The sequence below is a fragment of the Candidatus Magnetaquiglobus chichijimensis genome (assembly GCF_045865675.1).
GTDB classification, from domain to species: domain Bacteria; phylum Pseudomonadota; class Magnetococcia; order Magnetococcales; family Magnetaquicoccaceae; genus Magnetaquiglobus; species Magnetaquiglobus chichijimensis.
The window spans coordinates 101,582-113,650 of record NZ_BAAFGK010000004.1; the positions used below are offsets into that span (position 1 = coordinate 101,582).

Annotated in this window: 7 protein-coding genes; all 7 read right to left on the reverse strand. The window is 62.1% G+C overall.

The window, feature by feature from the left end; all coding sequences use genetic code 11:
• Positions 1-229: 229 nt before the first annotated feature.
• The 7 genes from ACOY6C_RS04960 to ACOY6C_RS04990 all read right to left on the reverse strand — a co-directional run bounded on the left by ACOY6C_RS04960 (position 230) and on the right by ACOY6C_RS04990 (position 12,039).
• Positions 230-1,309 (reverse strand): KamA family radical SAM protein, encoded by a 1,080-nt coding sequence (locus ACOY6C_RS04960; RefSeq protein WP_420904390.1) that lies wholly within the window; start codon positions 1,307-1,309, stop codon positions 230-232.
• Positions 1,310-2,386: 1,077 nt separating this feature from the next.
• Complete coding sequence (dnaE, locus tag ACOY6C_RS04965; RefSeq protein ID WP_420904391.1) at positions 2,387-5,890, reverse strand: DNA polymerase III subunit alpha; 3,504 nt, start codon at positions 5,888-5,890, stop codon at positions 2,387-2,389.
• A gap of 53 nt (positions 5,891-5,943) precedes the next feature.
• Complete coding sequence (locus tag ACOY6C_RS04970; RefSeq protein WP_420904392.1) at positions 5,944-6,771, reverse strand: tetratricopeptide repeat protein; 828 nt, start codon at positions 6,769-6,771, stop codon at positions 5,944-5,946.
• Positions 6,772-6,879: 108 nt separating this feature from the next.
• On the reverse strand, positions 6,880-7,290 hold the full coding sequence (locus ACOY6C_RS04975; RefSeq protein WP_420904393.1) for a cereblon family protein: 411 nt from the start codon (positions 7,288-7,290) through the stop codon (positions 6,880-6,882).
• 62 nt (positions 7,291-7,352) lie between these two features.
• Positions 7,353-9,215 (reverse strand): BatD family protein, encoded by a 1,863-nt coding sequence (locus ACOY6C_RS04980; RefSeq protein ID WP_420904394.1) that lies wholly within the window; start codon positions 9,213-9,215, stop codon positions 7,353-7,355.
• Between the two features lie 5 nt (positions 9,216-9,220).
• Positions 9,221-11,050: a VWA domain-containing protein gene (locus ACOY6C_RS04985; protein WP_420904395.1), complete on the reverse strand. Its 1,830-nt coding sequence runs from the start codon at positions 11,048-11,050 to the stop codon at positions 9,221-9,223.
• The gene (locus ACOY6C_RS04990) at positions 11,047-12,039 is read right to left on the reverse strand and encodes a vWA domain-containing protein (RefSeq protein ID WP_420904396.1); all 993 of its coding nucleotides are present in this window, start codon (positions 12,037-12,039) and stop codon (positions 11,047-11,049) included. Before ACOY6C_RS04990 ends, ACOY6C_RS04985 begins: the two co-directional genes overlap by 4 nt.
• Between the last annotated feature and the right edge of the window lie 30 nt (positions 12,040-12,069).

Below are 12,069 nucleotides of genomic sequence, written 5' to 3' on the forward strand. Positions count from 1 at the left end.
GTTTGCTCATGTCTGCCCCGCTCTTTATTTGATGGTTGATATCATCTCCAATCTTGGCACATTCGATGCCGTGGCACACAGATGCCGTTTTGGAGCGGGGCGGGGACCATACCATGAATGCCATCGGTTGGTCTGTGCGGATATCAATGTGCTTGATGGGGTGGATTGCCCCTAACCCCCATCCATGGACCTTCCTTTCGGGCGTTCCACGGATGGGGGATCGGTTCGCTTACGATTGGTAATCCTCCAACCAACACGCATTCGGGTTTCTTTTGAAAAGCATGATTTTGTTACTATCCTCCCGTTTGGCCGCACGCCAATATTTGAGGATTGCATGGGTATCGGTCAGTCCGACCATTTCGATTTTTCCCGTGACATGGGACATGACATATCGCGCTCTTTTCACCAAACCGGAGGATTCGGCCTGAACCTGATTCAAAATTTGCATACCGGTTTCCAACGGCACGGTGAAATGACGGTTGCCCCGCGCTGGTCTGCACTGAAACAAATAATAAGGCTGAACACCGGTTGCAGCCAGTTGCCGATAGAGCTGTAGCAGTGTCTCTGGTTTATCGTTCACGCCCCGTATCAAGGGACATTGATTCAGTATGACCACCCGGTTGGCCGTCAAACGGTCCAGGCATGCCATAGCTTCTGGGGTCAATTCACAGGGATGGGTGAAATGCGCAATGAGGTAGATTCTCTTTTCTGATGTGGAATGCCGCTTCAACATTCTCAGGAGCGTATCATCGTTCAGGATACGTTGCGGCAGAAATGCGGGAATTTTGCTGCCGATGCGAATCAAGTCGATATGATCGATGGCGCGCAACCGGGTCAAAATGCGATCCAGCTTTCTGGTGGGCAGCATCAAGGGGTCGCCTCCGCTCAGCAACACGTTGCTGACCTCTTCGTGCTGGAGAAGATAGGCAAAAACCTGATCATAATCGAGTATTTTTTCCAAATGGTTTTTCTGAAAGATTCTCTTGCGAAAACAGTAGCGACAAATACTGGCGCATCGGTTCGAAATTAGCATCAAAGCCGTGCTGGGATATTTGTGTTGCAGACCGCATACCGGCATGTACTCCGCCTCGTTGGATGGATCCTCGCTTCCCCATGCCTCCTGTTCCTCATCGGAAGGGATCACCAGACGGCGAATGGGATCATCCGGATTTTCCCAATTGATCAGAGATAAATAATAGGTGTTGGATAGAAACGAATCTCGATTTTTTGTACCCAATAATGGTGACATTGTATATGATTGATGGTTGATCTGATTGCTTGATTCTTGATTTTCATAATATTCATACATGTTCATATTCAATCCTTTCATCGCAGGCCATGTTTACCATGGGGCAACGGATGTTGCCTGGATCGGTTTGAGATACATTAAATATTGCAGAATGTGGGCCACAAGTAAATTAATACAATAAAATCAGTAAATTAGTCTGATTTTTTACCGATATCCACCATCTGTTTATGTTGCATGCGTGCAATGGAATCGCTTTAAAAAGCCTCTTTGCGTGCAACATCGCGTTCTGCTGGCTCGACAGAGTGGCGTGCGTGCGATCCTCGATAACTGTTTTGCAGTGGTGTTTCTCACCCAGTCTTGTTTACCAGTTTTACTTGAATGCCTCTAAGAAAATCGATCCTCACCTTATTGGTAACCGCAATTCTACCCCAGGGCGCCTCATTTTGGTTGAATGATGCACCATCGTCCTCCACTGAATATTTCCCAAGAGGATGCGATATGGAAGAAAGAGTGAGCAGGATCCGTCACGGGCAAGCGTTTTGGTTGGGGCGCCTTGTGGCGTGCGAACAGGCAGACCGAGGGTTTTCGGCATGCCTGTGAGAGCACGGGCTTAACATGGAACTCCCGAAGGGATCGCCATGCTAAGGGGGGTGAGGGGGGCTCCCTCCATCAGGCAAATTAACGCGAAAAGTTTTTACCGCTGGCGAAAGAAATTGATGTTGAGTGGGGATCTGCCGGTGCAGTCGGCGGCGCCGATATTCCAGTGTTTGGAGATGATGCCATCTCCTGCGGTGCTGGAGGAGGTGTTGTCGCCTGGTTGTTGCAAGACCGAATTGTCATGCGAGCGTGTCGGAACGCCCGAAGCGGTGCTGGAGGTGATGACCCGTTGCTACTGGGCCAGCGGGGAGGTCAACCATTGCGGTAGGGGCTTTCTGAGGAGGCCCCAATCCTGATTGCTGAAGCAAAGGCCAGGTGAATTCATGTGTCTCCTTGATTGGGTTGGAGACACCTGCGGTTAGAAAATTTCAAACCTCTCAAAGTTGCGCGGAATGAATTGACATTGATGGCATGAACAGGCGAGTCCTGCATTTCTGAGAACCTGTGGAGCCCGAAGGCCCTTACCGTGGACCTCCCTTTTTAAAAGGAGTCCGCGCGGCGGGCATGCACCCGTTCGTGGCCGAACAGTTTGCGGACCCCTTCGAGCAGGTTGGCGTCGGGCGTGATCTTGAAGTTCTCGCCAAGAACGAAGGTTCCGATACAATCCTCCAGGCGCAGGGCGACAAGGATTCGGCAGGTGGTTCCCGGATGGCGCGACACCCACTCGCGGAGTCGCTCGATGGCGCTCTCCGTGAGGGTCAGGGCATCGACCTCGATGAGGATCTCCCGACACCAGTCCCGGCGCAGGGTGTTGAGATCCACGATCCGTTCGGCGGTGATTTTCGGCTCTTCGTCGCCCAGTTCCAGGTTCCCCTCGACGACCAGCAGACCCTCCCTCTCGAGCAACTCGCGCGCCTCCTGGTGGACATCGGAGAAGACCACGACCTCGATCTGATCCTCCTGATCCTCCAGGGTGATGAAGGCCATGCGATCCCCTTTCTTGGTGCGGTGGATCTTCTTTTCCACGATCACTCCGGCCACCCGCGCCTTGGGGTTGGCGTCGAGGCGAAGTCGGGCCTTGTGTTTGACCCGTGCGATCGAATCGATGCCGTAGGCCTGCAACTCCTCGGCGTCGCGTTGCGCCGGATGGCCGGTGATGTAGAAGCCGATCGCCTCTTTTTCGAAGGCGAGTTGCTCCTCGAAGCCCCATTCCGGGGTCTCCGGCAGAGGTGGGGGCTCTTCGTCGTCGCCGAAGAGGTCCATGAACCCCTTGCCGCGATCGGTTTTCTTTTTCAAGGCCAGGGCCAGGGTTTCGGGAAGGGCGGCCATGAGCGCCGCGCGATGGCCTCCGAGCCCGTCACAGGCTCCGGATTTGATCAGGTTTTCCATCACCCGGCGGTTGACTCCGGCCTCGGCGATGCGTTGACAGAGATCGTGCAGCGACTGGAACGGTCCACCGTCGGTCCGCGCCTTGATCATCGCTTCCATGGCCCCTTCGCCGACGTTCTTGATCGCCGCCAGACCATAACGCACCGCGCCGTTTTCCACCGAAAAGATGGTCTGGGAGTGGTTCACGTCCGGAGGCAGGACCGCCACCTTCATGGCGCGGCACTCGCGGATGAAGGCGGCCAGTTTGTCGGTGTTGATGATGTCGCAGGTGAGGGTGGCGGCCATGAACTCGACCGGATGGTGCGCCTTGAGCCAGGCGGTCTGGTAGGAGATCAGGGCATAGGCCGCGGAGTGGGATTTGTTGAACCCGTAGCCGGCGAACTTCTCCATCAGATCGAAGATGTATTCGGCCCGTTCCTTGGGAACCTGGTTGGCCAGCGAACCGCGCACGAAGATGTCGCGCTGGGAGAGCATCTCCGAGAGCTTTTTCTTGCCCATGGCGCGGCGCAACAGGTCCGCTCCGCCGAGGGTGTAGCCGGCCAGAACCTGGGCGATTTTCATCACCTGCTCCTGGTAGAGGATCACCCCGTAGGTCTCTTTGAGGATCGGTTCCAGTTGCGGCAGGGGATAGACCACCTCCACCCGGCCATGTTTGCAGTTGATGAAATCCTCCACCATGCCCGACCCCAACGGACCGGGCCGATAGAGGGCCACCAGGGCGATGATGTCCTCGAAGGTGTCGGGCGCCAGTTTTTTCAGGATATCCCGCATGCCCGAGGATTCGAGCTGGAACACCCCCCGTGTCTGCCCCCCCTGGAGAAGCCGGAAGGTCTCCGGATCGGTCATGTCGATGCCGGCGATGTCGATGGGGGGCAGGTTGTCGCGGGCGCGCTGGGCGTTGACCAGTTTCACCACGTCGTCGATCACGGTCAGGGTCTTGAGCCCCAGAAAGTCGAACTTGACCAGTCCCACCTTCTCCACGTCCACCATGTTGAACTGGGTGACCGGCATGTCGGAGCGCGGGTCCAGATACAGCGGCACCATGTCGGTCAGGGGGCCGTTGGCCATCACCACGCCGGCGGCGTGGGTGCCGGCGGAACGGGGCAGACCCTCCAGGGCCAGGGCCAGATCGATCAGTTCCTGGACTTCCGGCTCCTCTTGCAACAGCACCAGGAAACGATCCTCCTGCTCCATGGCCTCTTTCAGGGTGATGCCGAGGATGTTGGGGATCAGTTTGGCGATGCGATCCACCTGGCCGTAGGGGAGTTGCAGCACCCGACCCACGTCGCGCAGGGCCATGCGTGCCTGGAGCGTGCCGAAGGTGATGATCTGGGCCACCCGGTCCGCGCCGTATTTGTGCTGCACGTAGTGGATCACCTTTTCGCGCTGATCCATGCAGAAGTCCACGTCGAAGTCGGGCATGGAGACCCGTTCCGGATTCAGGAAACGCTCGAAGAGCAGTTGATAGCGCAACGGATCGAGGTCGGTGATGTCGAGGGCCCAGGCCGCCACCGAACCCGCTCCGGAGCCGCGTCCCGGACCCACCGGGATGTCGTGCTCCTTGGCCCAGCGGATGAAGTCGGAGACGATCAGGAAGTAGCCGGGAAACCCCATCTGCACGATGACGTCGAGTTCATAGTCGAGCCGTTCCCGGTAATGGCGGAAGGTTTCTTTCAACAGTTTGGGGTCGGTGATCGGGGTGACGCACTGTTCCAGGCGTCGCTCGAGCCCCTTTTCGGCCTGGCTTTTGAGCCACGAGGCCAGATCCTGTCCTTCGGGAACCTGAAACTCCGGCAGCACGGTCTTGCCGAGTTGCAGCCGGAAGTTGCACCGCCTGGCGATCTGGACGGTGTTGGCCAGCGCCTCGGGCAGATCGGCAAACAGGGTGGCCATCTCTTCGGGGGTGGTGAAGTGGTAGCGGTCGTTGATGCGCGGGCGTTTGTCGTCGAGCAGGGTGAACCCGGCGCCGATGCACATCAAAGCGTCGTGGGCGCGGTGATCGGAGGGGTCGAGGAAGTGGACATCGTTGGTGGCCACGAGGGGCAGGTCGATGGCCAGCGCCAGGCGCGCCGTCTCTTCGACCAGATACGCCTCGTCCGGATTTCCGTGGCGTTGCACCTCCAGATAGAATCCCGGCGCGCCGCTCTCCGAGTCGCCAAAGATCCTGGCCAGTTCCAGGGCGACCCCCTTGGCCTGTTCCCGTTGACCGGCGGAAAGCAGTCGGCCCACCGCCCCCTTGGGGCCGGCGGAGAGGGCGATCAGACCATTGCGGTGCTGGCGCAGAAGGGCCAGGTCGAGGCGGGGTTTGTCGTGGCTCCCCTCGAGATGGCCCGCCGAGACCAGACGGGTGAGGCTGCGCCAGCCGGTGGCATCGCGGCAGAGCAGAATCAGTTGATCGCGGGTTTCCAGATCCGGGCGTTGGCTTTTGTCGTGGCGATCCGGGACCAGGTACACTTGCGCGCCGATGATCGGTTTGATGCCGGCCTTGAGACAGGCCGTGTAGAATTGCACGGTGGCGAACAGATTGCCCTGATCGGTCAGGGCCAGTGCCGGCATGTGCAGCGCCTTGGCGCGCGCCACCAGAGACTCCAGACGGACCGTGGAGGTCAGAAGCGAGTAGCACGAATGGACATGCAGGTGGATGAAGGGGGCCATTCCGGTTCCGGATCAGGGCGGACGGTTGCGGGTGGCGTGTGCGGGATGGCGCTTCACGGGGTGGTCTTCTCCTTGACCGGCGCCGTGAGTTTTTTCATGGCCGGCGGTATCCAGCGATCGGCCAGCTCCTTGGCCTTGGCGATCTGGTCCGGGGTCATGGACTCCAAAAGGGGTGCCCGTTTCTTGATCGCGGTCGGATCTCCCTGGGTCACCGCCAGGTTCAACCACATGAGCGCCTGGACCGGATCCTTCGTCACGCCGTTGCCCGAGGCCAGCAGCATGCCGAGGGCGGTTTGCGCCTTGGGGAACTCCTGTTCTGCGGCCTTCTTCAACCAGACCAGCGCCTGTTCGTCGTCGCGCACCGGGGTGGACGGATCGGAGAGCAGCATTCCGAGCGCATGCTGGGCATCCGCCAGTCCCCCTTCCGCCCCTTTTTGCAACCATTTCACCGCTTCGCGGGCGCTCTCCGGATTGGTTTTGTCCTGACGGTAGAGGAGTCCCAGGGGGAGGTAGGCGTCGGCAAAGTTCTTCCCGGCGGCCAGAAGATACCATTTCCTGGCTTCGTTCAGATCCTTCTTGACCCCCTTGCCATCGCGATACATGTCGGCCAGATGGTATTGTGCCTCGGGATGGCCCTTGTCGGCGGCCATTCGATACCACTTGATGGCCTCGGCGTAGTCGCGCGGCACCCCCAGGCCATCGCGATGGATCATGCCCAGATTGTTCTGGGCCTCCACCGAGCCCTGTTTGGCGGCGCGCTGGGTCTCCTTGAGGGAGCCGACCGCTTCGTACTCCCCGGCCTGGACCGGGGAGAAGGGGGCGAGGGCCACCAGGCCCGACACGAAGAGCCAGAACGGGATGAAGACGCGCGTCTTGGACATGCGGCGGAATTCCTGGTGAACGGGGCCGGGACAAATTTTGTCAATCAAAAAATCCTCTTTCTCCAGCATGACGCATTTGCTCGGGAAAAGACAGGCCGAATGATCGATTCAGTCTGTTTTCCCCTCTTTCAGACGGTTCAACACCAGCCCGAAGAAGGTTGTCGCGCTGTCATGGCGGAACCGCCAGCCAAGATGGATCCAGCAGCGCGAGCAGCCGGCCAGGGTCCAGCCGTGGTCCTTGAACCAGGTGAATTCGCGGGACTCGGGACCACGGGTGATGCAGCCGGGAGCGCGGGCGAAGCAACCGATGTGAAAGACCAGCCCGTGCGGGTTGAACAGCGTGTGTTCGTGACCGGCGGCCACGCGGATGCGCCAGGCGTGGTTGGTGATGCGCATTCCGCAGCGGGCGCAGAGCAGATGGCGGCGCGGGTCCAGGTCCAGGAGGTGGTCCCGTGTCGCGTCATCCGGAAGGCCATCCTCGCCGCGTTGGTTCGGGGTGCGCAGCCACAGGCCGGACACGGACCGCGATGAACCGGGATCGGAACGGGCGTCGGGCAGGGGGTGCGGGTCGCCTGGGCCGTTCATCGCGGATACAACGGGGGCAGGGGGTCGGGTTCGGCCCGATTCCGGGCCGATCGTGGCTGGTTGAGCGCGGCCCGGGTCGCGCGCCAGAGTGATTCGCCGTGCCACGGGATGGGGTCGGGACTGTAAAGGGCGGCTTGCAGCCGGGCGACCTCCTCGGCGAGGATCTGTGCGTGGGCCATGCCGGATCGCAGCAGGGCGGTGTGGGCCGCCTTGGGATCGTTGGCCGCGCAGGCGCGCTTGAGGGCGTCCAGGGGCTCTGTCAGGGGGTCGGAGGTGGATCGCGGGGGGGGGGTCGCGGGGGCGTTCCGTCGGGTCATCCTGGCCCGATACCACCAGGCCCCGGCGGTTCCCAGCCAGCCGCAGCCCAGAACGAACGCCAGCCAGGGCCAGAAGGGGGCGGGCGTCGTCACCGTGGCCGCGGGGATGGCTGGGCCGGTTTTCTCGCTGGCCGGGCCGGGCGCGGCGGATGCCGGTTTCTCGCTGGCCGGGCCGGGCGCGGCGGATGCCGGTTTTTCGCTGGCCGGGCCGGGCGCGGCGGATGCCGGTTTCTCGCTGGCCGGGCCGGGCGCGGCGGGGGAGGAGACGCTTGGGACGGGGTGCGGTTGGGAAGCGTTGCCATCCGGCCTGGTCGTGGCGGCGGGAAGCACGGTGATGCGGCGTTCCGGCAGTCGCGCGGTCTCGATGCGTCCCGCGTCGCTGTTCCACCAGGGGATCTCGATGGCCGGCAGGGTGAACGCTCCGGGGGTTGCCGGAATCAGGGCGATCTTGTTCACGCTCTTGCCGATGATGCCGGTGACCAGCCTTTGATCCTCCAGGCGCGGCTTGTCCGGATAGCTTTTGATGCCTGGAGGGACCGCGATGGTCAATTCGGGCAGTTGCGCGGCAGTGGCCCCGTCGGCTTGCAAGGTGAGGGTGCGGGTGACCGGTTCGCCCACCTGAAATCGGGGTGGCTCGGGACTCCAGTTCTCCGACAGCTCCAGCCGGTGCACCGGCAGCCACGTTCCGCCGCCCCATCCGGTTGGAACCGGTTTGACCTCGATTCTGGCGGGTTCGGTGGACAGACGGACCGTCTTGCCGGCCCGTCCCGGTCCGAGGGGGAAGTTCTTGATGAACGGGTCGTTGAAAAACTCCCGCAACAGCGAACCGCTCCTGTCCGCGCCTGGCAGTTGGGCGGTCAGGGGAATGGCGCCGATGGTGAGCGTGCCGCTTTTTTGCGGGAACAGGGCGTAGCGTCGCTCGGTGACGATGAAACGGCGTTGATCGCGGGTGGTCTCATAGGCCTGGTCCTCGCCGAGTTTTTCGATCAGCGCCTCGCCGCTCTCCACCTTCGGCTCTTGCAGGGAGGCTCCGGCGATCGGCGCTGCGTTCAAGAATCGCAGGGTAAGGAGGATCTGCTCTTGCAAATGGACGCTCTTGCCGCTCCATTCCGCCTCGAGCCTGAGATCCGAGTCGTCGCGCCCGGCCTGTTCACGGGCGGGGGGCGGAGCGGAGAGAATCTTGAGGGTGAGCGGCGTGCTGCGATCCTTGCCGAAGGCGATGGCCGGAATGGGGATCTCGCCGGCCTTTCTGGGCAGCAGCTCCAGGGTCCAGGTGATCGAATGGCTCTTGTGGCCGTTGATGAACTGAAAATGGTTGCTCTTGTTCTGGTCCAGGATCTCGAAATCGCGTTTCAGGGGGGAGAAGTCTGGATCGCCATCCGGGTTCTCGGCGGATGAGAAGATCAAGGAGAACGACTCGCCCGTCACCAGCGGATCGCGGGAAGCGCGCGCCTGGATCTCCGCGGACTCCGCCGCTCCGGCCAGGAGAAGAGAGAGGAGCAGGATCCATCCGGCGATCCGTCCGATCGGAGCGCGGTTCATGTGGCTCACCATGGATGACCCTCCGGTCGGCTCTGTCCCTGCCGCTGATATTGATAGAGAAATTTCCGGCGCAACAGTCCGCCCGGATCGTCCGGAATGCGTCGCAGCCACTGCTCGTCCGCCTGTCTCGCCTCGTCGGCATCGTTTGGCCGCGCATCGCTGGCGGCCATGGTCGGGTCGGAGGGGTCTTCCTTGCCCTGGGAGGGCTGGCCGGTGCGCGCTTGCTCCCGTGTTTCCGCCTCCCGGGGCTCGGCAGATTCCTGACCTTCCTTTTCTTTTTTTTCTTCGCGCCCTTTCGGGTCGTCCGCAGCTTGTTCCGGCTCACCCTTCCGGGTTTCCCCTGGCTCCGGGCGACTTTGGGACGCTTCTTTCGTCGTCTGCTCCGCGCCGGGTTGCTCATCGGTTTTTCCCGGCTCCTTCTGGTCACCATTCGGCGCGTTCTTCTCGGAGGGATCTTGTTTCTTCTTGTCCAGAACCTTGCGGACCAGATCGAGGTTGTGGCGCGCGTCCGCATGGTTGGGATCGCGTTTCATGGCCTCCTCATAGGCGTTGATCGCCTCTTCGTGGCGCTCCTGACGGGCCAGGGCATTGCCGCGATTGTACCAACCCTCGGCACCCGACTGGGCCTGGAACGCCCGTTCCGCCTCCTCGAATCGCCCGGCCCGATAGAGCGCGCTCCCTTTCCAGGCCGGATCCACGAATCTTTGCGCGGCTTCCGATGGCTCTCCGGCCTGCAAGCGTTCCATGCCCTGCTGGTCCGGACGTTTCCAGAGGCTCTCCCAGTCGATCGCCTCCCCCGTGGCAGGCCAGAGCAGCATCCCGCACGCCACGCCGAGCACCCCGCGCCGAAAGCCCAGCGCGGCCAGTGGAAGCGCCAGCAACAGCAGCCAGGGCCCCTCTTCGTGCCACAGGTCCGCCATGCCGACGCCGCTTCCCGCATGCGCCGGGTCGGTCTCGTCGGTCGTCTCGTCGGCAAGCAGTTGGTCCAGATCCGCGTCGTCGGCGGTCAGGCGGGTGAAACGACCCTTTCCCAGCCGCGCCAGCTCTCGCAATGGGGGTTCTTCCAGGCGCGGGACGACGATTCCGCCTTGGGAATCCTGCAAGAATCCCCCTCTTTTCAAACGGATCGGCGCCCCTTCCGGGGTGCCTACCGCCAGCACCGACAGCCGCCGGCCCGCGTCTGTCAGCTTGCGGGTCTGCTCCAGTGTCGCGCCCGACAGGTCGCCGTCGGTGATGAGCAGGATCTCTCCGCGCGCCACCCCGGATTGTTGCAACAGCTTGCCCGCCAGATGCAGGGCCAGCTCCGGACGACTGCCCAACAGGGGCATGATCTCGGTGGTCAGGGCGGGCAGTTGGGCGCGGATGGTTTCGGTGTCGGTGGTGAGGGGGGAGACCAGAAAGGCATCCCCCGCATAGGCGATGAGTGCTGTGCTTCCTTCGCGGCGTCGTTTCAGCAGGTCGGCGATCTTGAGCCTGGCCCGTTCCAGCCGGCTTGGGGCCAGGTCTCCGGCATCCATCGACAAGGAGAGATCGAGCGCCACCACCAGGGCGTCCTGCTTTTGGAAAAGCGGCTGAGGCAGCTTGCGCCAGGCCGGTCCGGCCAGGGCGAGGATGGCGAGCAGGGCCGCCACGAGCAGCAGACGCGGCAGACCGCGCGCGGTTCGGGTGACCGCTGGCGTGGTGAGGAGTCGGGGCAGGAGATGGGGATCGCACACCTTTTCCCAGTCGCTGGTCCGGTCGGAGCGATTCGTCCGCGCAACAAGCCACACGAAGGGGAGCAGCGCCAACAGCGCGATCAGCCAGGCGGGGCGCAGCCAGTGGAACGATTCGATCACCGCCACCCCCTCCGTGCGGTGAGCGACAACACCCCGGCCAACAACAGGGCCGGGGCCAGCAGCCAGGGATAGAGGGCCCGGACCGGGCGCAGGATCTGTTGTTCGCGGCTGACCGGTTCCAGTTCGTCGAGCAGGCGGTAGATCTCCTCGAGCCGTCCGGTCTCCTTGGCGCGGAAGTAGCGCCCGTGGGTCAATTCGGCCATGTCGGTCAGGGTTTTCTCATCCAGATCGGTCGAGGGGTTGACCTTCTGGGTGCCGAACAGGGTACGCACGGTCATTTCGTCGGCGCCGATGCCGATCGCGTAGATCTTGATTCCTTCATCTGCGGCCAGTTGCGCCGCCTTGAGCGGCGTGACCACCCCGGCGGTATTGGCCCCGTCGGTGACCAGGATCAGGGCGCGACTGTTCCTGGGCAGTGCGCGGATTTTTTTGACCGCCAGGCCGACCGCCTCGCCGATGGCGGTCTGATTGCCCGCCATGCCGATTTCGGCCTCCTCCAACAGGCGCGCTGCGGTTTCGCGATCCAGGGTCAGCGGCGCCTGGAGGTAGGCGTTGAGTCCGAAAAGGATCAACCCCACCCGATCCCCGATCCGGCGGCGGATGAATTCGGCGCCCACCCGTTTGGCCACGGTGAGCCGGTCCACCGGTTGGTCGTTCTCGCGGAAATCCCTGGTCTGCATGCTTCCCGAAAGATCCACCGCCAGCAGCAGATCCCGACCGCTGGCCGGGATCTCCAGAGGTTCGCCCAGCCAGACCGGTCGCGCCGTGGCCAGGATCAACAGCAGCCAGGCACAAGCCGCCAGCAGCATGCGCCAGCGTGGGGTGACGGCGTGGATGGCGCGCGAAGGATGGGAGAGGTCGATGAACTCCTCCCAGAACGGGATGACCAACGCGGCTTCGACCGGTTGGGGCGCGGGGGAGAGAACGCGCCTGACCAGCCAGGGCAGGGGGAGCAGCAGAAAAACCCAAGGCCATTCGAAGTGCAGCATGGGCGCGAGGACGGATCCGAGATCAAGCGA